Raw genomic sequence first — 25878 nt, forward strand, 5'->3', positions numbered from 1 at the left:
CGCCGACTCCGCCAACCCCAACCAGGCCTCCTACCGCATGAGCGTCGACAACCTCGCCGACTGGATCGCCACCCGCGGCTACACCGCCTGACCCACACCAGCGATCCGCACCACCGCGCACCCAACGACAAGGGCCGGCCCCCACAAGGGGCCGGCCCTTTCGTCGTGTCGTGCCGAGGGCTCGCCCGCCCCTGCCCGGCCCGCCCCGCGTGGTGTCCACCGCCGCCACCCGTACCCGGCTCAGGACCGGCGGTTGCGCTCCTGGCTGAGCCGCTCGTCGAGCCGGCCGAGTTCGTAGATCGCGTTCAATTCCGTCGGCAGGTGGGTCACGTTGTCGACCACGGGCTCGTCGTCCGGCTCGGGGGCGAGGGCGGGGGTCGGCGGGTTGGCCGGGCCGGCCGGGCCGGTAATCGCGGCGGCGGGCCGGCGCCGTCGGTGCAGGACGAACAGCACGGGCACCGCGAGGACGCCCAGCACCAGGCCGTAGACCAGCCACCGGTCGGCACCCCCCTCGCCCTCGCGCGGCAGGGCCGCGACCGTCGAGGGGGCGTCGGAGGCGGCACCCTGCCCGGGCGGGCCCGGCGCGTCGGCCTCCCGTCCGGCCGATTGCCCGGCAGGCCGATCGCCGGCGGGTGCGGGCGCGGACGCACCTCCGGGGCTGGACGCGGGCGCGGACCGGCCCGGCGCCGCCGGGAGAGCCGGCGCGGCCGACGGGCCGGCCGGGGACGGGGCGGGGGCCGCCGAGCTGGACGGCACGGGCGTCGGGGAGGTCCCCGGGGTGGCCCGGCCGCCCCCCTTGAGCAGGTCGTCGACGACCTGCCCGACGCCGCCGAGCAGGTCGCCGACCGGCCCGCCGGAGGCCGTCGGCGTCGGCGCGGGAGCGAGCGCCAGGGTCAGGGCGAGCGCGGCCACGACACGCATGGTTCACCTCGAGAGGGGGTCGATGTGTCAGGCACCGTACCGCACTCCGGGTGGTCGCCGCGTGACGCCCCGGTCGTACGACCGGGGCGACGACGCTACGGGGGACGCCGCACGCGGCGCCCCCCGTACCGGGGTGGGTCAGGCCGGCAGGCCGCCGACCTGGGTGTTGATCCAGGACCGGATGGACGGCAGGTCCACGTAGATGGACGGGCCGGTGGCGCAGGTGGAGTTGTTGTTGCCGGCCCGGCTGGTGGCGCCGATCAGGGCCCACGCCCCGTTGATCCGGCGCACCTGGGGGCCGCCCGAGTCGCCGTAGCAGGCGCCCGCGTTGCCGTTGGTGTTGTTGGTGCAGATCTCGTACGGGCCGTTGATGCCGAGGCAGCGGCTGTCCGCCACGATCGAGGTGTCCAGCTCGTTCGCGATGGTCGGGGCGCTGCCGCAGCCGCGGGGAGCACAGGTCTGGCCCCAGCCGATGATGCGGGTGGCGGTGCCGACCGCGCCGGAGGTGGTCGGGATCGGCGCCGGGGCGTAGCTGACCGAGCTGCCCAGCTGGAGCAGCTTCACGTCGACGCTCGGGTGGTTGACCGCCCGGATCACGGAGACGACGGTGCCGCCGCTGGTGCGGTTGATGCTGCCGACCCGCACCGAGGAGGGCGTGCCGCAGTGCTTGGCGGTGACCGCCCAGTTGGCCTTGATCAGGGTGCCGGTGCAGCCGGAGACGTACACCATCCACGGGTAGTTCTCGCTGGCCGGCCGGCCGTTGACCACCTGCGGCGAGATGTCGTCACCGTCGTTCCACGTGAACGTGCCGGTCGGCGCCTCCGACGCGGCCAGGCCGCCCGCGAAGAGCTGGTTCACCCGGGACGCCTCGGCGGCGCTCGGGTAGGCGTTGGTGCAGGAGACCGGCGCGCTGCTGCCGGACATCAGGTCGGAGCAGAGCCCGGTACGCCGGTCGGGCAGGCCGAGGATGTGGCCGAGCTCGTGGGTGGCGATGCGGGTGCGGTTGTAGCCCTGGTTGACGGCGGTCCAGCCCATCCAGACCCGGCCGGCGCCGAGGCTGGTGACCTGCGCGCGCGGCCAGCCGCTGTCGACGTAGATGGTGACGTTGCCCGGCGTACGGGCGACCAGCTGGACGTTGCTGACCTGGCTGTTCCAGATGGCCGCGGCCTGGTCGAAGTTGGTGCGGAACTCGCCGGCCCGGCTCGCGTCGTAGTAGACGGTCCGGGCGGCGGACGCGCCCGTGTCGGCGGACGCGCTCGCGCCGGTGGCAACCTGCATTCCGGTTGCGGCCAGCACCGCCGCCAGCGCGGCGGTCGCCGCGTGCAGCAGTTGTCGTCGGAACATACACGCACTCCCTGGGTTGTCCGGCGGCGTGCCACCGCCAGTCATCGATGTACGTGAATGCTAGAGCCGGGGTCGTCGATATGCGGCATAACGGAATCGTCATACCGGCGACGCGGCGGTCCCCTCCGCCGAGCGGGCGGCCCGGCGAACGTCGCCGGCCGCCAGCGCGAAGAGCGCGAGCGCGCCGGCGAGAGCCACGTCCACCCCGATCACGAATCCCCGCTCCGACCCGGCCGGCGCCACGGCGACACCGGCGGCGAGCGCCACCGCCGCCGCGAGCGCCATGCCCAGGCGGGCCGACGTCTCCCACCGCACGGCCCACCGGCTCCCCGGCGACCGTCCCGCCACCAGGCCCGCGCGCAGCCGCCACGCGGCGGCGGCGATGAGCAACGCACCGAGCGCGCCGGCTGCCCCGATCACCAGCCACGGCACGGCGAACGCCCCCGCCCGCCTGGCGGGCGACGACACGCCGCCCGCCGCGAGCAGCGCGAACCCGACCGAGAGCGCGACATGGACGAGGATCACCCGCGACAGGCGACGTCGCAGCTCACTCAGCTCGGCAACGGGCATCGACACTGCCGCCTCCCCCGCTCGGGTCCACCCCGCATCGTGCCACGTCGGATGCCACCTGGCCCAGGGTGACCGGCTGCACGCCTTCCCCGACGGGCGGGTCGCCGAGATCAGCGAGGAACCGTCCACTCGGAGACCTTGACGGCCCCCGGTCACGACTCCGGCGCCATGCCGGCGGGGGCGCCGGTCTCCCGCAGTCGGCCGTCGGCGAGCCGCAGCCAGCGGTCCACGCCGATCGCCGCGAGGAACCGTTCGTCGTGGCTGATCACCACGAACGCACCCTGGTACGCGTCGAGCGCGCTCTCCAGCTGGCCGACGCTGACCAGGTCCAGGTTGTTGGTCGGCTCGTCGAGCAGGAGCAACTGCGGCGCCGGTTCGGCGAACAGCACGCAGGCCAGGGTGGCGCGGAGCCGCTCGCCACCGGAGAGCGCCCCGACCGGGAGGTGGGCACGGGAGCCCCGGAACAGGAAGCGGGCGAGCAGGGTCATCCGCTGTGCCTCCGGCATCGCGGGCGCGTACGCGGCCAGGCTCTCCGCGACCGTGCGGTCGAGGTCCAGCAGGTCCAGCCGCTGGGACAGGTACGCGATCCGGCCGTCGGCCCGCCTGGTCCGGCCGCCCTCCGGCTGCACGTCGCCGCTGACCACGCGCAGCAGGGTGGACTTGCCGGCGCCGTTCGGACCGGTGAGCGCGATCCGTTCGGGTCCCCGGATCGTGAGGTCCACGCCGTCACCGGCGAACAGGGCGCGCCCGCCGTAGCGGACCTGCATCCCCTCGCCGTGGAAGACCGTGCGACCGGCCGGAAGGCTGGTGCCGGGCAGCTCCAGCGTGATCCGCTGCTCCTCGCGCAGGGCGCGGCCCGCCTCGTCGAGCCGGGCCTTGGCGTCGCCGACCCGAGCGGCGTGCGTCTCGTTCGACCGGCCCGCCGACTCCTGGGCGCCCCGCTTCATGGTGCCGGCGAAGATCTTCGGCAGGCCGGCGCTCTTCAGGTTGCGGGCGGCGTTGCCGGCCCGGCGCTCGGCCCGTTCGCGCGCCTGCTGCATCTCCCGCTTCTCCCGCTTGACCTCCTGCTCGGCGTGGCGGACGTTCTTCTCCGCGACCTCCCGCTCGGCGCGCACCGCCTCCTCGTACGCGGTGAAGTTGCCGCCGTAGGAGCGGACCTCGCTCCGGTCGAGTTCGAGGATGCGGTCCATCCGGTCCAGCAGCGCCCGGTCGTGGCTGACCAGCAGCAGGCAACCGTTCCAGTCCTCCAGCACGGCGTACAGCTTGCGGCGGGCGTCGAGGTCCAGGTTGTTGGTGGGCTCGTCGAGGAGCAGGACGTCGGGCCGCCGCAGCAGTTGCGCGGCCAGGCCGAGGGAGACGACCTGACCGCCGCTGAGGGTGTGCAGGGGCCGGTCGAGGGACACGTCGTCGAGGCCGAGCCGGTCCAGTTGGGCGCGGGTGCGCTCCTCGATGTCCCAGTCGTTGCCGATCGTGGTGAAGTGCTCCTCGTCGGCGTCCCCGGCCTCGATGGCGTGCAGCGCCCCGAGCACCGGGGCGATCCCCATGACCTCGGCAACGGTCAGGCCCCCGGCCAGCGGAAGGCTCTGCGGCAGGTAGCCGAGCACCCCGTCGACGGTCACGGAGCCACCGGTCGGCTGGTATTCGCCGGCGATCAGCTTGAGCAGCGTGGTCTTGCCGGCGCCGTTGGGCGCGACGAGGCCGGTGCGGCCGGCACCCACCGTGCAGGACAGCCCCTCGAAGACCGGGGTGTCGTCCGGCCAGGAGAAGGAGAGGCGGGAACAGATGATGTACGCGTCGGACATGCGGAAACCCTCGGAAGGACGTGGGCGCGCCGTGCGCCCTGGAGACGGGATTCGAAGACGACGGACCACGGCCACGGCGGCGGTCGAACTCCTGCCGCTGGCCGGGCACCTCCGGTGTCACCCGGAGATGTCGTCGTCACCCGCCACGTCTGGCCTCCCTGTCCCGATCACTCGCGCCCATCCTAACAGCGCGGCCCGGTGCCACGGATACGCGCGACGGCGTCAGAGGCCCGCGCAGGGATCGTCGCCCAGCGAGCAGTCCTCGGGCGCCCTGGTGAGCTGGTCGACGTCGCGCACGGCGAACGTGAAGGTCCGCGAGCCGCCGGGCGGCACGGGCGGCCCGGTGAAGGTGACGACCTGCCCGTCGCGCCGGTACTCCGCCCCGCTGACGTCGGTCAGGGAGCCGCCCTCGGCCAGCGTGACGACCACCGTCCAGCCGTCCACCGCCGCCCGGCCGGGATTGTCGACGACCACCTCGCCGGTGAAGCCGAGCAGCCTCGTCGACACGGTCCGGTAGCGGGCGGTCATGGCGGGGGCCGGCGGCGCGACCGAGGTGGGCGTACGCGAGGGCGTCGCCGAAGGGCTCGCCGACGGCGTCCGGCTCGGGCGGGACGGGGTCGGCGTGGCGCTGCGCGTGGGACGGGCGGAGGGGGTCGCCCGCAGCGTACGGCTCGGGGTGGCCGAGGCGGTCGGCGACGGCGTCGCGACCGGGGCGGCGACCGGGTCCGGCTCGGCGGGCAGGACCGCCCACGCCGCCGCCCCGGCGGCCAGCACGACGCCGGCCAGCCCCGCGACCGGCAGCGGCCAGCGCCGGCGCCGGGCGGCCGGCGCCGTCTCGTCGCCGACCACCTCGGTCACCGGCATCTCGGCGGTCATCCCGGGCTCGCCCCGACTCAGGTCGACCTGCCGGAAGGCCAGCCAGTCGAGGATCGCCGGCAGGCGCCCCGTCAACGCCTGCCGGTAGGACTCCTCGCGGCGCTCACGCTGCTCGTCGTTCCAGCTGCCGTGCTCCAGCACCTCGCGGACCGACAGCCGGCACCCCTCGGCGGTGGGGGCGACGGCACAGGCCAGCCGGCTCCGCCGGCCGCCCTCGAGGCACCGCAACGCGATCAGCTCCGGCTCCCGCCGGTCGGTCACCTCCGCGTCGACGGCGGCGTCAAACCCGGGCAGGCCGGCGGTGAACAGCAGCAGCCGGCCACGCGACCCGGCCATCGGCTCGACCTCGGTGAACCAGCGGGCGAGCAGAGCGCGATCCGTCAATGCGTGCCACACCCGGTCCGCCGGGTGGAAAAGGTCCACCTGCACGTCGATCTCGATCACGGCGCGACTCTACGGGTATCGATCGCGGCCCGCCCCGGACGGGGGGATCCCCACGGTACGCGGCCGGCGCCGCGCGGGCCGCCGGGGGCGTGCGACCGGCGCCCACCCCTCCGGGGCGCCGGCCGGCGGTCATCCCTTCACGCAGACCACCTGCTTGAGGTGCGCCACCACCTCGACCAGGTCCTCCTGCTGCGCCATCACCTGGGTGATGTCCTTGTACGCCCCGGGGATCTCGTCGACCACGCCGGCGTCCTTGCGGCACTCCACGCCGGCGGTCTGCGCGGCCAGGTCGGCGGTGCTGTACGTGCGCTTCGCCTGCGCCCGCGACATCCGCCGCCCCGCCCCGTGCGAAGCGGAGCAGTACGCGTCCGGGTTCCCCTTGCCCCGCACGACGTACGAGCCGGTGCCCATCGATCCCGGGATGATGCCCAGGTCCCCCCGACCGGCCCGGATCGCCCCCTTGCGGGTGACCAGCACGTCGACGCCGTCGTAGCTCTCCTCCGCCACGTAGTTGTGGTGGCAGCTGATCGGCTCGTCGAAGCCGACGTGCGGGAACTGCTCCCGCACCACCCCGCAGAGCAGGGCGAGCATGACCGCCCGGTTGCGCCGCGCGTACTCCTGTGCCCACCACAGGTCCCGGCGGTAGGCGTCCATCTCCGGCGTGCCGGCCAGGAACACCGCGAGGTCGCGGTCGGGCAGGTCGGTGTTGTGCGGCAGCCGCCGGGCGACCGCGATGTGCCGCTCCGCCAACTCCTTGCCGATGTTGCGCGAGCCGGAGTGCAGCATGAGCCACACCCGCCCCTCGTCGGCGCCGCCCTGCTCCAGGCAGACCTCGATGAAGTGGTTGCCGCCGCCGAGCGTGCCCATCTGCCGCTGGGCCCGCGTCTCCAACTGCGCCACCCGCCGGTCGAGGCCCGCGAACCGACGCCAGAAGTCGTCCCAGCCGGCCTGCTCCAGGCCCCGGACCCGGCGCGGGTCGACCGGCTTCTCCCGCTGGTTGAACCCGACCGGGATGGTGGCCTCGATGGCCGAGCGCAGCCCGGCCAGGTCGTCCGGCAGGTCGGCGGCGGTCAGCGAGGTGCGTACCGCGGACATGCCGCAGCCGATGTCGACGCCGACCGCCGCCGGCGAGACGGCCTGCCGCATCGCGATGACCGAGCCGACCGTGGCCCCCTTGCCGAAGTGCACGTCGGGCATGACCGCGACGCCCTCCACCCACGGCAGGGCGCCGATGTTGCGCAGTTGCTGGGCGGCCTGCGGCTCGATGCCGTACGGGTCGGTCCAGACCCGGACCGGCGCGCGGGTGCCCGCGAGCGGGGTGTAGCTCATCGTCGTCTCCTCGTGTCGGGGGCTGGTCGCCGCCGTCGCGGCGGGACCGGAAGGGATCGACGACCGCCCGGGAATCGAACCCGGCGGGAGTGGCCTGCACGGTCTCTCCGCGCCCAGCGCGCGGCCGGCCCGCCGGGCGGGACCCGACGGGTGCAGCGGTTGGCCGGTGGCGAACCGGGTGTGCTTCCCGGTGCTCCACCGGCCCGTGTCAGGGCAGGCCGACGCCCTGTCCTGCCGTCCGGGACCGGGGAATCGAACCGAAAAAGCCGCCCGGTCCCCGGTGGGGTGGGCGGCTGCGCGCGTACGCGCCGACGCTAGACGCGCTGCCACCCCCGTTGCCGCCCCTGTTCGGGACGGCGCTGCCCGCAGGCTCGTCTGCCTGTGGGCAGCGAGGCACCATCGCACGGCGTCGGACACGCGGCGTCGGTGCGGGTGCGCTGCGGCACGGCGTACTCCCCTGGGTCGTTCGGTTGACCTTGCGCCGATGACGGTAGGCGGGCCGGGACGGTGGCCGCAACGGATATTGACGTTCCGTTCGGCCGGCACCGAACCGTCCGGCCACTACCGTTGCGCCCCGACGACGTGGGCAGGAGGGGGCTTCGATGCGGCTCAAGCAGTGGGTGGCGCAACGGTACCGGCAGGTCAACGGCGACCATCCGATGACGGAGGCGGACGACGCGTACGTGAGCGCGCAGTTCGCGGTGCTCGACGAACTGTGCGCCGGGCGCGGGTACGACGCGGACGAGGTACGCCGGCTGATGCGCAACCGGCGGCTGCCGTTGCCGGGATACCTGCGCTCCGACGGCGCGGAGATGGTGCCCGTGGACCTGTTCGCGCTCGCCGAACAGGCCGGCGGGGCGGACGCGTTGGAGGCATGGTTCACCGGCCACTGGGCCGAAGAGGATGCCGGCACCGCGGAGTGGGACGCCTATCTCAGCGGCCGGTACGTCTGCCTGCGGTCGGTCGGCCCGGCCACGATCCGGCGCAAGGACGAGCTGGTGGCGGCCGTCCGGGCGGCGCTGGCGGACCTCGACGCCGACCCGACCGACGACGGCCCTGCGCTGCGGCTGTCCGCGCTGGTCGACGAGCTGGACGCCCTGCTGCGGTCGTTCACCCCGTACGACCGGCTGCGCTTCGGCGGGCCGACATCCCGGGACACCTACGTCGACGCGGTGCGGGCCCGCCTGCGGGAGCGCCCCTGACGGCGACAGGGACCGGCACCGGCACGGACGGAAAGGACGCCTGCATCACAAGAACTTCCCTATCCTTCCCTTTCGTGACTAGATTAGGGAGCGATGAGTGAGGAAATGTTTTCGGTCGAGCAGGTCGCCGAGCGGCTGGGCCTGCACGTGCGCACCGTGCGGGGCTACATCCGCGCCGGTCGGCTCAGGGCGGTGCGGATCGGCAAGCAGTACCGGATCGCCCGCGCCGACCTCGACGCGCTGACCGGTCGGCCGGCCCCCGCCCGTCCCGTCGGCGGCACGGCGGTGGAGGTGTCGAGCATCTTGCAGATCGACGGCGTGGACCGGGCCGCGGCCGACCGGCTGGCCACGCTCGTCCTGGCCGCGGCGAACACCACCCACCACCCCGCGCACCCGCTGCGCATCCAGACCGTCCACGACGAGGAGCGGAACCGCATGAAGATCGTGATCCTGGGCGGCGCCTCGGCCACCGCCGAATTGCTGCACCTGGTCGACGCCGTGCTCGACGGCGACAACGGCCTGCTCACCGGGGAGGCCGGCGGTGCCTGACATCATCCAGGAGCGGGCCGGGGTGCCGGTGCTGGTGTGCGACCCGGATGGCCCGCCACTGACCACCGAGCAGGACGCGCTGGACCTGATCGGCTCGGCCTTCCTCGGCGCCCAGGTGGTGGCCGTGCCGGTGAGCCGGCTCGACGCCTCATTCTTCTCCCTCGGCACCCGCTTCGCCGGCGAGGTCATGCAGAAGTTCGTCAACTACCGGCTGCGCCTGGCCGTCGTGGGCGACATCGGCCCGCACCTCGCGGCCAGTTCGGCCCTGCGCGCCCTCGTGCACGAGTCGAACCGTTCCGGCCACGTGTGGTTCGTCCCCGACCTCGACGCCCTCGACGCCCGCCTGGCGCCGCCGTCGGGACCCGGTGGGGCCGTCACCCCCGGGCCGGGCGGGGCGCCGACGCGCGGCTGACCGCCCCGGGGTTGCCGGCGCGCGGGACGGGTAACCGGCGCGGATGAGGCCGGAGGCCGAGCCGGTGGACGTCGACGAGCCGCTGGCCGTCGACGTACCGCCCGCGCCGCACGACGCCAGCGGCGAGCGCGTGCCGACCCGCGACCTGGCCGGGCTGGCGCCGCCGGCGCGCCCGGCGCGGCGGTGGCTGCCGCGCCGGGTGGTCGCCACGCCGGCCGCGCTGGACCACCCGCACGGCCGGCGCGTGGCCCGGCGCGTCGAGGCCCTGGGCATCGAGGTCGAGCGGCTCCGCGCCAACCGGCTCACCGGCATCCGCGGGGCCACCGAGCGGGAGACGTACGCGCGGGCGAAGGCGACCATGGCGCTCGTGGTCAGCCCGCCGTCGCGCCGGAAGCTGCAACCCATCGCGCCCAGCGCGGACTGGCGCTTCGACCTGGCGGAGGGCTGCCCGGCCCACTGCCAGTACTGCTACCTCGCCGGCTCCCTGTCGGGGCCACCGGTGACGCGGGTGTACGCCGACCTGGACGACATCCTCGCCGGCCTGGCCGACTACGCCGGGCGGGGCACGGTGACCAGCCGCAACGCCGGGCGGGCCGCCGAGGGCACCACCTTCGAGGCGTCCTGCTACACCGACCCGCTGGCCCTGGAGCACCTCACCGGCAGCTGGCGCCGGGCGGTGGAGCACTTCGCCGGCTGGGACGCCCCGGTGCAGCTGCGCTGGACCACCAAGTACGCCGACGTGGACACGTTCGTGGGGCTGCCGCACGCCGGGCGCACCCGGGTCCGGTTCAGCGTCAACTGCCGCCCGGTCAGCGAGCGGATGGAGGGCGGCACGGCGTCGGTGCCGCACCGGCTGGCGGCGCTGCGCCGGCTCGCCCTCGACGGCTACCCGGTGGGGTTGACCGTCGCGCCGATCATGCCGCTGCCCGGCTGGCGGGAGCACTACGGCGAACTGCTCGACGCGGTCGCGGGCGCGGTCGCCGGGGTGCCGGGCCTCGACCTGACCGCCGAGCTCATCACCCACCGGTTCACCCCGGGCAGCAAGGAGGTGCTGCTCGGCTGGTACCCGCGCACGAGGCTGGAGATGGACGAGTCCGCCCGCAGCCGCAAATACGGCAGGTTCGGCGCGGTGAAGTACGTCTACCCGCGCGACACCATGGCCGAGCTGCGCACCTGGTTCGACCGCGAGCTGGCCACCCGGCTGCCGGCCTGCCGGGTCCTCTACTGGACGTGAGGATGAGCTACGGTCGACGACCGTGGCCCTGATGCGTGTCGACTTCCACTCCGAGGTGCTCGGCCTCGCCACCTCCATGACCGTGATCCTGCCGCAGCACACCTCCTCGCAGGTCGGCATGTCCGGTGCCGCCCCGCAGGGCGACCCGCCCGTGCTCTACCTGCTGCACGGGTTGTCGGACGACGACACGATCTGGCTGCGCCGCACCTCGATCGAGCGGTACGTGGCGCCGCTCGGCCTGGCCGTGGTGATGCCCCAGGTCGGGCGCAGCTTCTACAGCGACGAGGAGCACGGCAACCGGTACTGGACCTTCCTCACCGACGAGCTGCCCCGGCTGTGCCACGGGTTCTTCCGGCTCTCGGCGCGTCGGGAGGACACCTTCGTCGCCGGGCTCTCGATGGGCGGCTACGGGGCGCTGAAGTGGGCGCTGCGCGACCCGGGCCGGTTCGCGGCGGCGGCGAGCCTCTCCGGGGCGCTCGACGTGGCCACCCGCCGCCACCATCCGACCACGCCCCTCGACCCCGGCGTCTGGCACACCGCCTTCGGCGGGCGCACCGTCGCGGGCAGCGACGACGACCTGCTCGCCCTGCTCGGCAGGGCCACGGGCGACGACCTGCCCGCGCTGCGCGTCGCCTGCGGCACCGAGGACTTCCTCTACGAGGACAACCTGACCTTCGTGGCGGCGGCCCGCGAGCGCGGCGCCCCGCTCACCGTGGACTTCTCCCCCGGCGCGCACGACTGGGCGTACTGGGACGCGAAGATCCAGGACGTGCTGGCCTGGCTGCCGCTGCGCACCGGCGGCCGGCCCCCGGCGGCCGGCTGAACGGTGCCGGCGGCCGAGCGCTCAGGCCCCGACGGTGCCGTCGACGCCCTCGCGCAGGAGGTCGGCGTGGCCGTTGTGCCGGGCGTACTCGTGGATCAGGTGCAGCATCACCAGGCGCAGGGACACGTCCTCGCCGGATCTGGCGTGGCGGCCGGTCACGTCGAGCGACTCGGCCTCGCGCTCGATGCGACGCGAGTGCGCGACCTCCCGCTGCCAGGCGTCGAACGCCTCGGCGCGGGTGGCGCCGCTCGCGTCGTACGCCACCTGGAAGTCGCCGGAGTCCGACCAGACGAGCGGCACGTCCTCGCCGTCGATGGTCCGGCGGAACCAGGCCCGCTCCACCTCCGCCATGTGCCGGACCAGGCCGAGCAGCGACAGCGTGGACGGGGACATCGACTGCCGGCGCAGGTCCTCGTCGGACAGCCCGTCGCACTTCATCGCGAGGGTCGCCCGGTGGTAGTCGAGGAAGGCGCGCAGCATCTCGCGCTCGTCCCCGGTGACCGGCGGCCCGATCCGTTCGGTGGCCACGACCCACTCCCCCCTCGCGTGACGGCACACCCGCCGTCCGACGGCCGCTCGTTCCCGAGCCGGAACGTCCGATCATGCCCGACGTCGCCGGCACGCGTAGCGTGGGCACGCAGCCGCACGCCCGGGAGGAAACCAACCGTGACCCTGTCCACCCCCGCGACCGCGCTCGCGTACTTCGGCGTCGACGCCCTGATCGACGACGACACCCGGGACCTCCGGGCCGCCGTACGCGGCTTCGTCGACCGACGGGTCCGCCCGGAGATCGCCACCTGGTACGAGCAGGGCCGCCTGCCCGTGCGGGAACTCGCCCGCGAACTCGGTGAACTCGGCGTGCTCGGCATGCACCTGCGCGGTTACGGCTGCGCCGGCACCTCCGCCGTCGCGTACGGGCTGGCCTGCTTCGAGCTGGAGGCGGGTGACTCGGGGCTGCGCTCCCTGGTGTCGGTGCAGGGATCGCTCGCCATGTACGCCATCTGGCGCTTCGGCTCCGAGGAGCAGAAGCAGCAGTGGCTGCCCCGGATGGCCGCCGGTGAGGCGATCGGCTGCTTCGGCCTGACCGAACCGGACTTCGGCTCCGATCCGGGCGGCATGCGGACCCGGGCCCGCCGCGACGGGGACGACTGGGTGCTCGACGGCACCAAGATGTGGATCACCAATGGCTCCGTCGCGGATGTCGCCGTGGTGTGGGCCCGCACCGACGAGGGCGTACGCGGCTTCCTCGTCCCCGCCGGCACCCCCGGCTTCACCGCCCCGGAGATCACCCGCAAGCTCTCCCTGCGCGCCTCGGTGACCTCGGAACTCGTCCTCGACGGCGTGCGGCTGCCCGCCGACGCGATGCTGCCGGAGGCCGCCGGCCTGTCCGGGCCGCTGACGTGTCTCAACGAGGCCCGCTTCGGCATCGTCTTCGGGGCGCTGGGCGCGGCCCACGACTGCCTGGAGACGACGATCGCGTACGCCCGCAGCCGGCAGATCTTCGCCAAGCCGCTCGCCGCGTACCAGGCGACCCAGCTCAAGCTCGCCGACATGGGGCTGGAGCTGGGCAAGGGGATGCTGCTGGCGTTGCAGATCGGCGCGCTGAAGGACGCCGGCACCCTCGACCACCGGCAGATCAGCCTGGGCAAGCTCAACAGCGTGCGGGAGGCCATCGCCATCGCCCGCGAGTGCCGCGCCATCCTGGGCGCGGCCGGGATCACCCTCGACTACCCGGTCATCCGGCACTCGGCCAACCTCGAATCCGTGCTCACCTACGAGGGCACGTCCGAGGTGCATCAGCTGATCATCGGACAGGTGCTGACCGGCCACGCCGCCTTCACGTGAGCGCGACACCGGGCCGGGAGCGCCAGCCGGGTCGGCTGCGTCAGCCGCCGACGGGCTCGGCCGAGGAGCGGGCCACCGGCAGGTCGAAGTACGTGTCCGGCCAGGGTTCGTCGCGGTAGCGGTAGTGCCACCACTCGCGGTCGTAGTTGACGAAGCCGCCGTCGGTCATGAGCTGCCGCAGCAGCCGCCGGTTGTCCCGGGCCACGCCGGTGACCTGGGGTGAGTCGGTGTGCGCGAGCGGGTCGAAGCAGTCGAAGCCGGTGCCCATGTCGACGCCGTTGTCCGGGAACCGCTGCCCCTTCGCCGCGGTGCAGGAGACCAGGGGCTGGCCGGGGGCGTACGGGGGCTGGGTGGGGGTCGGCACGTCGACCAGGGTCAGGTCGAGCGTGCTGCCCCGGCTGTGGGCGGTGGGCGCACCGACGTAGCCCTCGTCGAACAGCTCGGACTTCGCCACCCGGGGATAGAACTCCGCCTTCATCCGCTGCTCGCCGGGCTGCCGGGCCCATTCGACGAAGTCGTCGGCGGCCCGTTGGGGGCGGTAGCAGTCGTACACCTTCAGGCTGCGGGCCCGGGCGAGGGCGGCGTCCTGCACCCGGCGCAGCGCCTCGGCGGCCCGGCGGGTGAGCAGGCAGAGCGGTTCGGGGTAACCGGCGACCGGTCGCCCGACGAAGTTGTGGGCGGTGGCGTACCGGATGTCGGTCCGGATGCGCGGGTCGACGTCGGTGAGGACGACGAGGCCCGGCCCGGGCGACATCGCGGCGGGGGCGGGCGCCGGGGACGCGGGCGCCGGGGACGACGGTGGTGGCGCGGCCGGTGGTGACGGCGCCGGCCGGGTGCAGCCGGGCGCGAGCGCCACGATCACGACGGCCACGGCCACCGCCCGCCGGCGGGCGGTGGCGGCGCGCGGGGCTCGCCGGCGGATCCGGACTGGCCTGGCCACACCCCTGTCTATCAGGCTACGGGCCGTCGGGCGCCCGGTCCGGCGAGAGGTGTACGCGCAGGAAGCGCACGGCCGCCTCGTCGTCGATCCCGCCGGCCTCGTGCCCGTTGTAGCGCCAGACCGACAGCTCCGTCGGCCCCCGACAGGCGTTGACGGCGGCGAAGACCGTCGACGGCGGCACGATCTCGTCCATCAGCGCCACGGAGAAGCGGGCCGGTAGGTGGCACCGGCGGGCGAAGTTCACCCCGTCGACGTAGGCCAGGGTGTCGAGCACCCGCTCCTCCGCGTGCCGGTGGACGGCCAGATAGTCGCGGATCTCCCGGTACGGCTGTGCGTCGGTGAGCACGATCGCGCGCGGGATGTCGCACAGGAAGGGCACCCCGGCCACGACGGCCCGCAGGTCGGGCGTCAACGCGGCGACGGCGAGCGCCGCCCCGCCGCCCTGGCTGTGCCCGAGGACCGCGACCCGCGCCGGATCGACCGCCGACAGGGTCCGGACGGCGTCCACCGCCCGCACCGCGTCGGTGAGGAACCGCCGGTAGTAGTACGTGCGGGGGTCCGTCACGCCACGGGTGGCCACCCCGGGCACCTCGGGGCCGGCGGCGGCCGGATCCGGGGTGTCCCCCCGGGTCCAGCCCGCCCCCTGCCCCCGGGTGTCCATCTGCAGGTGCGCGAAGCCGGCCGAGGCCCACAGCAGGTTCTCCAGCGGGTGGCCCCGGCCGCCGCCGTAGCCGGCGTACTGCACGACGGTGGGCAGGGGCGACCCGGCGCCACGCGGCAGCCGCAGCCAGGCCCGCACCGGCTGCCCGGCGAAGCCGGGAAAGGTCACGTCGAGCACGTCGATCGTGGCCAGCCCGGTGGGCACCGGCTCGGCGCGCACCGGCCAGCCGCACTCCCGCGACTCGGCGAGCGTGTCCGCCCAGAACCGGTCGAAGTCCGCCGGCTCCCGCACCCCGCCCCGGTACGCCCGCAGCTGCTCCTCGGGCAGGTCGGTGAGGACCACCGCTCAGCCGGCCGACGGCGTGACGGCGAAGCGGGGGTGCAGCCGCCGGGTGTGGTCGACGTGCCGGGCCGGACCACGCAGCGCGACCGCCGCCACGAGCCGGTGGTCCGTGCTGGACGCCGCCAGCCGCAGCTCCAACTCCCCCGGCTCCACGACGCGTCGCCCGTCGCGCCCCGTGAAGGCGAACAGGTCGGCCGGCACGGTCAGGTCGACCCGGCAGGCCGCGCCCGCCTCCAGCGGCACCCGCAGGTAACCGACCAGCCGCTGCACCGGCTGGACCACCGAGGCCACCGGGTCGTGGGCGTACACCTGCACCACCTCGCTGCCCCACCGGGAGCCGGTGTTACGCACCGTGAAGTGCAGCCGCAGCTCACCGTCGGTCGCCGCGAAGGGCTCGTCGACGACCAGACCCGACCAGTCGAACGTGGTGTAGCCCAGGCCGTGGCCGAAGCCGAACGCCGGCGTCGGGTCGACGTTGGACACGTCGCTGGCCTGGCCCAGCCGGGCCGACAGGTAGGTGGTCGGCTGCGCGCCCGGCCCCCGGGGCACGCTGACCGGCAGCCGCCCCTGCGGTGCGACCCGGCCGCTGAGCACGCCGGCGATGGCCGGGGTGCCCTCCTCGCCGGGGAAGAACGACTGCACGATCGCCGCCGCGTCGGTCACCGCCCGGCCCAGCGCGTAGGGCCGCCCGGCGAGCAGCGTCACCACCACGGGCGTACCGGTGTCCAGCAGCGCGTCGAGCAGGTGCTGCTGCGCCCCGGGCAGGGCCAGCGACTCGGCGTCGCAGCCCTCTCCGCTGGTGCCCCGGCCGAACAGTCCCGCCCGGTCGCCGAGCGCGGCGACGACCACGTCCGCGTCCCGCGCCGCCGCGACGGCCGCCGGCACCCCGGAAGTGTCGTCGCCGTCGACGGAGACGCCGGCCACGGTGACCACGACGCTGCCGGGGAACTCGGCGCGCAGCGCCGCCGCCAGGGTGGGCAGCGCGATGCCGACGGGCACGTCGGGATGCCGGGAGCCGACGTGGGCGGGGAACGAGTAGCAGCCCAGCACCGCCGTGGGGCTCTCCGCCTGCGGGCCGACCAGCGCGATGCGGGCCGGCCGGCGCAGGGGCAGGGTGCCGTCGTTGGCCAGCAGCACCACGGAGCGCTCGGCCACCTCGCGGGCCAGCGCCCGGTTGGCGGGCGGGTCCAGGTCGACGGTGCCGCGCAGCGCCTCCGGGTCGGACAGGTCGGCGCCGGCCAGCGCGGCCGGCACCGGGCTCCAGTCGGCGTCGAGGAGACCGAGCTGCGCCTTCTGCGTCAGCACCCGACGCACCGCCCGGTCGATCAGCGCCTCCGGCACCGCGCCGGCCGCGAGCGCCTCGCGCAGCGGCTCGCCGAACGTCTTCACCGTCGGCAGCTCGACGTCCACGCCCGCTGCCAGGGCCTCGGCCGCCGCCTCGGCCCAGCTGCCTGCCACCCCGTGCAGGGTGTGCAGGAAGGCGATGCCGAAGTAGTCGGCCACCACGGTGCCCGGGAAACCCCAGGCGTCACGGAGCAGGCCGGTCAGCAGCTCCTCGTCGGCCGCCGAGGGCATCCCGTCGGTGTCGGTGTAGGCGTGCATCACCGACCGCGCGCCGCCCTCGCGTACCGCCATCTCGAACGGCGGGAGGATCACGTCGGCGCGCTCGCGGGGACCCATCGCCACCGGCGCCAGGTTGCGCCCGCCCCGGGAGGCGGAGTAGCCGGCGAAGTGCTTCAGCGTCGCCACCACGCCGGCGGACTCCAGGCCCCGCACGTACGCGGTGGCGATGGTGCCCACCAGGTAGGGGTCCTCGCCGATCGTCTCCTCCACCCGCCCCCAGCGCGCGTCGCGCACCACGTCGAGCACCGGGGCCAGCCCCTGGTGCACCCCGACGCGGCGCAGGTCGGCGCCGATGGCCGCGGCCATCCGCCCGATCAGCTCCGGATCGAAGGTGGCGCCCCAGGACAGCGGCACGGGGTACGCGGTGGCGCCCCAGGCGGCGAAGCCGGCCAGGCACTCCTCGTGCGCCATCGCCGGGATGCCGAACCGGTTCGCGGCGGCGACGCGCTGCTGGGTCCGCAGCAGCGACAGCGCGCCGAGCGCGGGGTCGACGGGCGCGGTCCCGAACGGCCGGGTGAGCTGGCCGAGGCCGACGTCCAGCAGGTCGTCCAGGTCGACCGGTTCCTCCATGTCGTGCTGGTACGGCGCGACCTCTCCCCCGTCGGCGGCGGCGCCGACCCAGACGCCGTAGAGCTGGGCCACCTTCTCCGGCAGGGTCATCGCGGCGACCAGGGCGTCCACCCGGGTCGCGAGGTCGAGGGTCGGGTCGGTCCAGAGCGCGGTGCCGGGGGCGATGTCGAGGGTCACGTTGTCGGTCACTTTCCTCCGACGCCCATCAGCCCCTGCACCAGGGCCCGCCGGGCGAACAGATAGACGAGCAGGACGGGCACCATCGACAGCACGACCGCGGCGAGCAGGCCGGGAATGTTGATCCCGTACTGCGTCTGGAAGTTGTAGAGGCCGAGGGTGATCACCTTGGTGGAGTCGGACTGGGTGAGGATCAGCGGGAACAGGAAGCCGTTCCACGCCTGGAGGGCGGAGAAGACCGCGATCGTGGCGATCCCGCCGCGCGACAGCGGCAGCACCAGCTGGGCGAAGACCCGCGCCGGGCTGGCGCCGTCGATGGCCATCGCCTCGTACAGGTCTCCGGTGATGTCCCGCATGACGCCGCTGAGGATCAGCGCGCACACCGGCAGCGAGAACGCGGCGGTGGGCAGGATGACGCCGACGAGGTTGTCGTAGAGCCCCGCCTTGCTGATCAGGTAGAAGATCGGCACGATGACCGCCTGCGCCGGGATAGCCAGGCCCAGCAGGAACAGCCGGAACACGCCGGAGGTGAGCCGGCTGCGGCTGCGCACGATGGCGTACGCCAGCGGCGGCACGAGCAGCAGCACGATGGCCACCACGCTCACCGTCACCACGAGCGTGTTGAACAGGTAGCGGCCGAAGCCCTCGTCGAAGGCGCCGGTGTAGTTGTCGAGGGTGAAGGTGTCGGGCGGGGCGAGCGGGCCGTTGCGGCCGTAGCCCTCGCGGGTCTGCACGGTGGTCGCCAGCATGACGTAGATCGGCAGGCCGACCACGAGGAGCCAGGCCAGCGCGCCGATCCCGGCGAGCCAGTTGGGGCGGTGCCGCTTCACAGGCCCTCCATCGTGGAGCGCATCTTGTCGTAGCCGGAGACCCGGACCACGATCAGCGAGATGACGGTGGCGACGACGACGAGGAGCAGGGCGATGGCCGCGCCGGCGCCGAAGTCGAAGCTGCGGAACGCCTGCTCGTACATGTGGTAGGCGGTGATGGTGGTGTCGGTGCCCGGCCCGCCCTGGGTGAGGATCAGCACGGTGTCGAACGTGGTCAGCCCGCCGACGACCATGAGCACCACCGAGGTGATCATGGCGTTGCGCAGCTGCGGCAGGGTCACGTGGCGGAACTGCTCCCACCGGCCGGCGCCGTCGACCTCGGCGGCCTGGTAGAGCACCGCCGGCACGGCCCGGGCCGCGCCCTGGTAGATCAGCGCGTGGAACGGGATGAACTGCCAACTGCCGACGAGGACCAGCACGGCGATCGCGCCCGTCCGGCTGCCGAAGAGGTTGCCGTCGCCGAACAGCCACGGGGCCTGACCGGGTACGCCGAAGTTCGGGTCGAGCAGCGCCCGCCACAGCACCGACACGGCGGTCGCCGACAGCAGCAGCGGCAGGAAGAAGATGGCGGACAGTACGGCCCGGTTGCGCTGCGGCCCGGCCGCCCACACGCCGATCAGCAGGCTCAGCGGGGTCTGCACCAGCACGCCGAGGGCGGTGAGCAGGACGCTCAGCCACAGGCTGTTGATCATCACCGGGTCGCGGGCGAGCCGCTGCCAGTTGTCCAGCCCGACGTACTCCGGCGAGCCGAGGCCCGCCCAGCTGGTGAAGCTGAGCACGACCACGAGGACCAGCGGGGCGAGCGCGAAGAGCCCGAAGAACAGGGTGGCGGGCAGCGCCCAGGCGAAGCCCGGGCGGCTGAGGGTGGGGCCGCCCGGGCGTCGTCGGGCCCGTCGCTGCTCCGTCACGCTGGGGGCGGCGAGGGTGGTGGTGGACATGGTCGCGCTCAGCCCGCCTGGAGGGACTGCATCGCCTTGATGAAGCCGGCGGCGTCCAGCCGGCCGTTGCAGTACTGCTGCACGGCCTGGTGGATGGTCGTGGTGGCGGCCGGCGGGTACGCCTGGTCCCAGGAGAGCTGGAAGTTCGGGGCCTCCTTGACCAGGGTGAACTGGTACTTCAGGTAGTCCGGGTTGGTGGCGCCGTCGAGGAACTTCTCGGTGTTGGTGGTGGTCGGCAGGTTGCCGATGGACAGCTGTGCCTGGACGAACTCGTCGGAGTACTGGAGCTTGAGGAACTCGGCCACGGCCTCCGGGTGCCGGGTCTTCTTCAGCACCGAGTAGAAGTTGTTGGTGTTGCCGACCACGTTGCGCGGGTCGCCCTTGCCGCCCGGGACGCTCGGGAAGGCGCTCCAGCCGAGGCCCTCGGCGGCGAAGGTCGGGTTGGCGTCGTGGTGGGTCGAGTAGTTCCAGGAGCCCATCAGCTCGAAGCCGGCCTTGCCGCTGGACAGCAGTGCCGGCGATCCGCCGTCGGTGAACTTGACCGAGTCGAAGTTGGTGCCGAACGCGCCCGCGTCGGTCAACTGCCGCAGCAGTTCCAGGGCACGGCGGCTCTCCGGGCTCTCCCAGGCGCTCTTGTCGCCGCCGAGCGCCTTGGCGAACAACTCGGGGCCGGCCACCCGGTCGTAGAGGTACTGGTACCACATCTGGGTCGGCCACTGGTCGCCGCCGCCGAGGGCGATCGGCGTGATGCCCTTGCCCTTGAGCGTCCGTACGGCCGCCAGCAGGTCGTCCCACGTCTTCGGCGGGGTGATGCCGGCGTCGGCGAGGACCTTCTTGTTGTGGAACAGCAGCACCGGCTGGGTGCCGCGCATCGGCACCCCGTACGCCTTGCCGTCGACCATCGCGGTGTTGAAGACCGACGGCAGGAAGTTCGCCTTCAGCCCCGGGTCCTTGGCGATCATGTCGTCCAGCGGCAGCAACAGGTCGGCCTTGACGAACGGGGTGATGCTGCCGCCGCCCCAGTTGAAGAAGACGTCCGGCGCCTGCTTGGTGTTGATGATGGTCTGGAGCTTGGTCTGGTAGTCGGCGCCGGGGATGGTGTCCAGCACCGCCTTGACCTTCGACGTCTTGTTGAACGTATCGACGAGCTGTTTCTCGACCTTGTTGGTGGCGTCGCCGTACACCAGGATGCGGATCTCGTCCGGGCCGGCGGCCGAGTCACCGTCACCGCAGGCGGTCAGTGGCAACGCCAGCGCCAGGGCGGCGCCGAGCGCGACGGCCCGGACGAGCCGCGTGCGTACAGTCATGATCGACCTCTCGTGGTGGGGGTGTGGTGGGGGACGTCGCCGCCGGCGCGACGACCGAAAGGTGTCCGACAAGTTTCCGGAATACTTCCGTAACTCGTCCGAACGCTAGAACCGACCTGCCGTGTCGTCAACCCCCGATCGTGGGGCAAGATGGGCCGGTGGAGCGGCCCCGCCGTTCCGGACGTTTTTCGGTGGTCACGGGTACGGTCGGTCTTCCGACCGGTGAAGGAGACGCGGGTGGACGGCGACGACGGGCGCAGGATCACCATCACCGCCATCGCGCGGGAGGCCGGGGTCTCGGTGCCGACCGTGTCGCGGGTGCTCAACGGGCGCTCGGACGTGGCTCCCGGCACCCGCGAGCGGGTGGAGGAGCTGCTGCGCCAGCACGGCTACCAGCGCCGGGGCAGCCGCACGGTCAGCCGCGTCGGCCTGGTCGACCTGGTCTTCAACGACCTGGACAGCCCCTGGGCGGTCGAGATCATCCGGGGGGTCGAGGACGTCGGGCACGGCGCGGGCGTCGGCACGGTGGTCTCCGCGATCCACCGCCAGTCGACCGCGGCGCGGCAGTGGTTGCAGAACCTGCGGGCCCGCGCCACGGACGGCGTCATCTTCGTGACCTCGCACCTGAGCCCGCCGCTGCACGCGCAGCTGCGCCGCCTCAACGTGCCCGTGGTGGTCGTCGACCCGGCCGGCGTGCCCGCCACCGACGTGCCCACCGTCGGCGCCACCAACTGGGCCGGCGGGCTCGCCGCGACCGAGCACCTGCTGTCACTCGGGCACCGGCGGATCGGCTTCGTCGCCGGGCCGACGCACCTGCTGTGCAGCCGGGCCCGCCTGGACGGCCACCGGGCCGGGCTGGAGGCGGCCGGGGTGCCGGTGGAGGACCGCCTGGTGCACCCCGGCGACTTCTACCACGCCTCGGGCTTCGCCGCCGGGACGGCGCTGCTCGACCTCGACGACCCGCCGACGGCCATCTTCGCGGCCAGCGACCAGATGGCCTTCGGCGTCTACGAGGCTGTCCGCCGCCGCGGGCTGCGGATCCCCGACGACGTCAGCGTCGTGGGCTTCGACGACCTGCCCGAGGCCCGCTGGGCCTCACCGCCGCTGACCACCGTCCGGCAACCGCTGGTGGAGATGGGTCGCCTGGCCGCCCGAACCGTGCTACGGCTGGCGCAGGGCGAGGGCATCGACTCCCCCCGGGTGGAACTCGCCACCAACCTGGTCGTCCGGGACAGCACGGCGCCGCCGCGCCGGTCGTGAGCGCCGCCGCGCGGCTCGCCGTCCGGCCGCGGCTCTCCCGACAGCGTTCCGGAAGTTCCGGGGGATCGCCACCGGCCTGACCGCCGGCAGTCGCCGCGCGCGGGCCGGCGGAGATTCCGGAACGGCGCCGCGGCCGGCGGGGAGCACCGGGCCTTCGGGTTCAGCGGTGCGGGTGGTGGTGCCGGACCGCGCGCCGGATGTCCACCGGCAGGGCGGGCGCGCCGTCGACCGGCGCGGGGTCCTCGACGGTGGGGGCGATGCCGCCGGCGGCGATCCGGTCCAGGGTGGCCAGGCCGGCGGCGTCGATCGAGCCGAACACCGTGTAGTTCGGGCGCAGCGCCGAGTCCGACTGGACCAGGAAGAACTGGCTGCCGTTGGTGTCGGGGCCCGCGTTGGCCATGGCGAGGGTGCCCCGGGCGTAGAGCCGGCGTACGCCGGTCGGGTCGGTCGGCGCCGGCGGCAGGTCGGTGGGCAGTTCGTCGGCGTAGCGGTAGCCGGGGCCGCCGGAGCCGGTGCCGGACGGGTCACCGCACTGGAGCACCTTCAGCGTCGGGTACGCGGTGAGCCGGTGGCAGGAGGTGCGGTCGTAGAAGCGGTGGCGCACCAGGTGCAGGAAGCTCTGCACGGTGCAGGGGGCCGCCTCCCGGTCGAGGGTCAGCCCGATCGGCCCCTGGTTGGTGCGCAGCGTGACCCGCACGGTACCCCGGTCGGGGGTGCGCCTCGGGTCGGGCGGCAGCGGGACCGGCCTGGCGGCGGGGTCCTCGGGCGTCTCGGTGTAGGCGCACGGGCCGGGCGTGACCCGGGAAACGGCGGCGTCGGCCGGGGCTCCGCCGGGCGCGGCGACCGCGGCGGCGCCGCCACCGGTGACCAGCGCGCCCGCGACCAGGGCCACCCCGGCGAGGCGGGACAGCGTACGGGCCGGCCGGCGGGGCGCCTCGATCGACGGCGGGACGGGGTGCGGTCGGGGTTCGCTCGACACGGGGATCCTCCTGGACTCGTGGCGCCGGAAAGACCGGAGTCTATGGATCCCGTCGTCGCTTGTCGATCCGCCCCGCCCCGGGCGAGGTCAGGAAGGGGCCCTGCCGTACCGGCGCCGGGCCGCCCGGCGGCGCCAGAGCAGCGCCGTCCCCAGCAGCGCGACCGCCCCCGCCGCGAGCGCGGCCACGGGCCACCGGGCGATCAGCCCGTCCTCGATCGGGCCGCTGGCCGCGGCCGGGCGCGGATCGACGGTGGCGGCGAGCGCGGGTGGCGAGGGGGTAGCCGAGGCGGTCAGCTCCCCGGGCTCGACCAGCCGGCCGACGGCGGAGCCCCGCGGCAGCGTGAAGCCCCAGTCGAGCAGGGCCGCGCCCTGCTCCCAGCCCCGCGCGGGCTGCGGCTCGGCGCCGAGCAGCGTGACCACCAGCCGCCGCCCGTTGCGCTGGGCCGCCCCGACGTAGGTGTGCCGGGCCAGGTCGGTGAAGCCGGTCTTGCCGCCGAGCGCGCCCGGGTAGCGGTAGATGAGCTGGTTCTCGTTCTGGATCTCGAAACCCTTGGTCCGCTGCGCCGGCTGGGCGGGGACGCGGTGCGTCTCGGTCAGCGCGTACCGGCGGAACGTCGGGTCGGCGAAGCAGGCCCGGGCGACCAGCGCCAGGTCGTACGCGCTGGTGAACTGGCCCCGCCCGTCGAGCCCGGAGGGGGTGACCGCGTGCGTCTGGAGGGCGCCGAGGCGGTGCGCCTCCTCGTTCATCGCCCGCACGCCGCCGGCCATCCCGTCCGGCCCGCCGCCGAGGCGGGCCAGCACGTTGGCCGCCTCGTTGCCGGACTGGAGCAGCAGCCCGAGCCAGACGGTCTCGATCCGGTACCGTCCGCCGGCGACCAGCCCGACGGCCGAGGAGCCGGGTTCGATGTCCATGTCCCCGTCGGTGACGGTGACGACCTGCTGCGGGTCGAGTCGGGGCAGCATGGTGGCCGCCAGCAGCAGCTTCTGCACGCTGGCCGGGGTGCCGTACTCGTGCGGGCCGCAGCCGCCCAGCACCTGGCCGGAGTCCAGGTCGGCGACCAGCCACGAGGTCGCGGTGACCGCCGGCGGGCGCGCGGCCCCCGCCGGGACGACCAGACCGGCGGTGTCGAGCGCCGGGCCGCCGACGGCCCGCTCCTGCGGCACGGCCGGCGGCGGCGACGGGCGTGGCGGCCGGGACATGCTGGGCGCGGGCGCCTTCGGGCAGGGCGCGGACCCGACGGCCCCGGGCGCGGACGGTGCCACTCCGGACGCTGACGGCACCAGGCCGGGCGGGGACGGCACCTGGCCGGGCGCGGACGCGACGACGCCGGGCGCGGAGGTCACGAGGGCGGCGGGACCGGCCGGGCCGGCCGCCGCGGGGACGGGCGCGCCGGTGCCGAGGAGGACGGCGGTCGCCGTGGCCGCCAGCAGCCGAACCTTCATGCACCGCACCCTAGTCGGCGCAGTTCGTGGCGCGGGCCGGGTTCTCCAGGCCCGGAGGTCCGGGACGGGTCGAAGGCGTGGCCGGCTCACCTCCCGCCCGACCGTTTCGGCGGCGCGGACCCGACGGTTCCGGGACCATCGGCCCTGCCGCGGGGCCCGGCCGGGACGGAAGCTAAAGACTGAAAGCGGTAACCGATCTTCCGGTTTACGTGCCGGGCACCGCCGTGGGCGGCGTCTCCGCCCCGCGGGCCGCCCGACACCGACGAAGGGACGACCATGGAAGCCCTCTCGCTGACCCGCCTCGCCGACGAGCAGCTCGCCGCCGCGCGGGAGGCCGACAGCGGACGCAGCGCACGTTCCCTGCACCCGGGCCGGGACCGCCGCCTGCGGCAGACCCTGCTCGCCCTGCGCGGCGGCCGGTCCCTCGACGAGCACGACAGCCCGGGCGAGGCGACGCTGCAGGTGCTCGTGGGGCGGGTGCGCCTGGTGGCCGGGGACGAGTCCTGGGCGGGCGACGTCGGCGACCTCGTGGTCATTCCGCCGCTGCGGCACGCGCTGCACGCCGTCACGGACGCCGCCGTCCTGCTCACCGTGACGCCGCGGCCGTGAGCACCGTCCCGGCCCGTCGTCACCGCCCGGCCGGGCGCGCCGCCGTGGCCGCCCCCGGTCACGCTCCGGGCCGGGGCCGGTCGCCGGGCCGGGTGCCGCCGCAGCACGGCGCATGGGCGATGCTACTGCTGCCCTTCCTGGCGGCGCTGACCGTCACCGGCCCGCATCCGCTGCACCTTCCCCTGCTCGGGGCCGCGCTCGCCGGATACCCGCTGTCCTACTTCGGGTTGCAGGCGGTCAAGACCGGGCGGATCCGCCGGGTGCGCCCGCACCTCGTCGGGTACGGGCTCGCCACCGTCGCGCTCGGCACGCCGGTGCTGGTGGCCCGGCCCGCGACGCTCGCCTACGCCCCGATCTTCGTGGCCCTCGCCGCCGTCAACGCCGGCTACGCGCGCCGGCGCCGCGACCGGGCGTTCGTCAACGACCTCGCCTTCGTGGCGCAGTGCGGCCTGCTCGGTCTCGTCGTGGCCACGGTCGCCGGGGTGCCGTGGACCGGCGTGGTCGGGGTGACGGTCGTGGCACTGGGCTACCTGGTCGGCACCGTCGTGCACGTCAAGACGATGATCCGGGAACGGGACAGCGTCCGGTACCGGTGGGTGTCGTGGACTTACCACGCCGTCGTCGCGGTCGCCGCCGCGCTCTGGGCGCCGACGCCGGTCGCCGTGGTCTTCGCGGTGCTGCTGGCCCGGGCGGTGCTGCTCGCCGGGCGCCGGGTCGCGCCGGTGCGGGTGGGGCTGGTCGAGACGGCGTGCGCCCTGCTGGTGCTGGCGGCGGTGGCGCTCTGACCCCGGCGGGGGCGGGGCGCTGCCGGGCCCCGTCGGCCCGCGTCGAGGGGAGGGCTCCCACGG

24 protein-coding genes and 1 pseudogene are annotated in these 25878 nt (G+C 74.5%); 10 read left to right on the plus strand and 15 right to left on the minus strand.

Features of this window, described 5'->3' with window-relative positions; genetic code table 11:
• Positions 1 to 91, plus strand: a pseudogene (locus EV374_RS33360) (C39 family peptidase); the annotation flags it as partial.
• Positions 92 to 240: 149 nt separating this feature from the next.
• Here the strand turns inward: EV374_RS33360 and EV374_RS11625 are convergent.
• From EV374_RS11625 to EV374_RS11650, 6 genes are all read right to left on the minus strand, one after another.
• On the minus strand, positions 241 to 921 hold the full coding sequence (locus EV374_RS11625; RefSeq protein WP_132234484.1) for a hypothetical protein: 681 nt from the start codon (positions 919 to 921) through the stop codon (positions 241 to 243).
• A 138-nt stretch (positions 922 to 1059) separates the two neighbouring features.
• A complete protein-coding gene (locus tag EV374_RS11630) occupies positions 1060 to 2310 on the minus strand; it encodes a snapalysin family zinc-dependent metalloprotease (RefSeq protein WP_486485713.1) in 1251 nt (416 codons plus the stop codon).
• 54 nt (positions 2311 to 2364) lie between these two features.
• Complete coding sequence (locus tag EV374_RS11635) at positions 2365 to 2841, minus strand: hypothetical protein (protein WP_132234488.1); 477 nt, start codon at positions 2839 to 2841, stop codon at positions 2365 to 2367.
• A gap of 146 nt (positions 2842 to 2987) precedes the next feature.
• Positions 2988 to 4637, minus strand: a complete 1650-nt coding sequence (abc-f, locus tag EV374_RS11640) for a ribosomal protection-like ABC-F family protein (protein WP_132234490.1) — start codon at positions 4635 to 4637, stop codon at positions 2988 to 2990.
• Positions 4638 to 4859: 222 nt separating this feature from the next.
• A complete protein-coding gene (locus tag EV374_RS11645) occupies positions 4860 to 5957 on the minus strand; it encodes an SRPBCC family protein (RefSeq protein WP_132234492.1) in 1098 nt (365 codons plus the stop codon).
• A 129-nt stretch (positions 5958 to 6086) separates the two neighbouring features.
• Positions 6087 to 7286, minus strand: a complete 1200-nt coding sequence (locus tag EV374_RS11650) for an RtcB family protein (protein WP_132234494.1) — start codon at positions 7284 to 7286, stop codon at positions 6087 to 6089.
• 602 nt (positions 7287 to 7888) lie between these two features.
• On the opposite strand from EV374_RS11650, the gene EV374_RS11655 reads away from it, so the two are divergent.
• The 5 genes from EV374_RS11655 (at position 7889) to EV374_RS11675 (ending at position 11506) form a co-directional block, all read left to right on the plus strand.
• Entirely contained in the window at positions 7889 to 8488 is a 600-nt protein-coding gene (locus EV374_RS11655) for a DUF6058 family natural product biosynthesis protein (protein WP_132234496.1), read from the plus strand.
• Between the two features lie 93 nt (positions 8489 to 8581).
• Positions 8582 to 9037 (plus strand): helix-turn-helix domain-containing protein, encoded by a 456-nt coding sequence (locus EV374_RS11660; protein ID WP_484514709.1) that lies wholly within the window; start codon positions 8582 to 8584, stop codon positions 9035 to 9037.
• Positions 9030 to 9449, plus strand: a complete 420-nt coding sequence (locus EV374_RS11665; RefSeq protein ID WP_132234498.1) for a DUF4180 domain-containing protein — start codon at positions 9030 to 9032, stop codon at positions 9447 to 9449. The genes EV374_RS11660 and EV374_RS11665 overlap by 8 nt, the downstream gene beginning before the upstream one ends.
• Before the next feature lie 43 nt (positions 9450 to 9492).
• The gene (locus EV374_RS11670; protein WP_207914100.1) at positions 9493 to 10683 is read left to right on the plus strand and encodes a spore photoproduct lyase family protein; all 1191 of its coding nucleotides are present in this window, start codon (positions 9493 to 9495) and stop codon (positions 10681 to 10683) included.
• A 22-nt stretch (positions 10684 to 10705) separates the two neighbouring features.
• Entirely contained in the window at positions 10706 to 11506 is an 801-nt protein-coding gene (locus EV374_RS11675) for an alpha/beta hydrolase (protein WP_132234500.1), read from the plus strand.
• 21 nt (positions 11507 to 11527) lie between these two features.
• Here the strand turns inward: EV374_RS11675 and EV374_RS11680 are convergent, their stop codons facing one another.
• Entirely contained in the window at positions 11528 to 12034 is a 507-nt protein-coding gene (locus tag EV374_RS11680) for a DinB family protein (protein WP_132234502.1), read from the minus strand.
• Positions 12035 to 12223: 189 nt separating this feature from the next.
• Between EV374_RS11680 and EV374_RS11685 the strand changes: the two genes are divergently transcribed.
• The gene (locus EV374_RS11685; protein ID WP_486485732.1) at positions 12224 to 13351 is read left to right on the plus strand and encodes an acyl-CoA dehydrogenase family protein; all 1128 of its coding nucleotides are present in this window, start codon (positions 12224 to 12226) and stop codon (positions 13349 to 13351) included.
• Positions 13352 to 13391: 40 nt separating this feature from the next.
• Here the strand turns inward: EV374_RS11685 and EV374_RS11690 are convergent, their stop codons facing one another.
• The 6 genes from EV374_RS11690 to EV374_RS11715 form a co-directional block, all read right to left on the minus strand.
• On the minus strand, positions 13392 to 14222 hold the full coding sequence (locus EV374_RS11690) for a M15 family metallopeptidase (RefSeq protein ID WP_132235021.1): 831 nt from the start codon (positions 14220 to 14222) through the stop codon (positions 13392 to 13394).
• Positions 14223 to 14307: 85 nt separating this feature from the next.
• Positions 14308 to 15294 (minus strand): acetylxylan esterase, encoded by a 987-nt coding sequence (locus EV374_RS11695; RefSeq protein WP_132234506.1) that lies wholly within the window; start codon positions 15292 to 15294, stop codon positions 14308 to 14310.
• A gap of 3 nt (positions 15295 to 15297) precedes the next feature.
• On the minus strand, positions 15298 to 17676 hold the full coding sequence (locus tag EV374_RS11700) for a glycoside hydrolase family 3 protein (protein WP_486485714.1): 2379 nt from the start codon (positions 17674 to 17676) through the stop codon (positions 15298 to 15300).
• The gene (locus EV374_RS11705) at positions 17673 to 18494 is read right to left on the minus strand and encodes a carbohydrate ABC transporter permease (protein ID WP_486485715.1); all 822 of its coding nucleotides are present in this window, start codon (positions 18492 to 18494) and stop codon (positions 17673 to 17675) included. Before EV374_RS11705 ends, EV374_RS11700 begins: the two co-directional genes overlap by 4 nt.
• Positions 18491 to 19432, minus strand: a complete 942-nt coding sequence (locus EV374_RS11710; RefSeq protein WP_132234508.1) for a carbohydrate ABC transporter permease — start codon at positions 19430 to 19432, stop codon at positions 18491 to 18493. Before EV374_RS11710 ends, EV374_RS11705 begins: the two co-directional genes overlap by 4 nt.
• A gap of 8 nt (positions 19433 to 19440) precedes the next feature.
• On the minus strand, positions 19441 to 20739 hold the full coding sequence (locus EV374_RS11715) for an extracellular solute-binding protein (protein ID WP_132234510.1): 1299 nt from the start codon (positions 20737 to 20739) through the stop codon (positions 19441 to 19443).
• Positions 20740 to 20976: 237 nt separating this feature from the next.
• Between EV374_RS11715 and EV374_RS11720 the strand changes: the two genes are divergently transcribed.
• Complete coding sequence (locus tag EV374_RS11720; protein ID WP_132234512.1) at positions 20977 to 21999, plus strand: LacI family DNA-binding transcriptional regulator; 1023 nt, start codon at positions 20977 to 20979, stop codon at positions 21997 to 21999.
• A 160-nt stretch (positions 22000 to 22159) separates the two neighbouring features.
• Here EV374_RS11720 and EV374_RS11725 read toward each other — a convergent pair whose 3' ends face one another.
• Both EV374_RS11725 and EV374_RS11730 read right to left on the minus strand, forming a co-directional pair.
• A complete protein-coding gene (locus EV374_RS11725; protein ID WP_486485716.1) occupies positions 22160 to 22978 on the minus strand; it encodes a peptidylprolyl isomerase in 819 nt (272 codons plus the stop codon).
• An 87-nt stretch (positions 22979 to 23065) separates the two neighbouring features.
• Complete coding sequence (locus tag EV374_RS11730; protein WP_486485717.1) at positions 23066 to 24421, minus strand: D-alanyl-D-alanine carboxypeptidase family protein; 1356 nt, start codon at positions 24419 to 24421, stop codon at positions 23066 to 23068.
• 276 nt (positions 24422 to 24697) lie between these two features.
• Between EV374_RS11730 and EV374_RS11735 the strand changes: the two genes are divergently transcribed.
• Positions 24698 to 25030, plus strand: a complete 333-nt coding sequence (locus EV374_RS11735; RefSeq protein ID WP_132234514.1) for a cupin domain-containing protein — start codon at positions 24698 to 24700, stop codon at positions 25028 to 25030.
• A gap of 119 nt (positions 25031 to 25149) precedes the next feature.
• The gene (locus EV374_RS11740; protein ID WP_132234516.1) at positions 25150 to 25815 is read left to right on the plus strand and encodes a YwiC-like family protein; all 666 of its coding nucleotides are present in this window, start codon (positions 25150 to 25152) and stop codon (positions 25813 to 25815) included.
• Positions 25816 to 25878: the final 63 nt, after the last annotated feature.

Source organism: Micromonospora sp. CNZ303 (genome assembly GCF_004345505.1).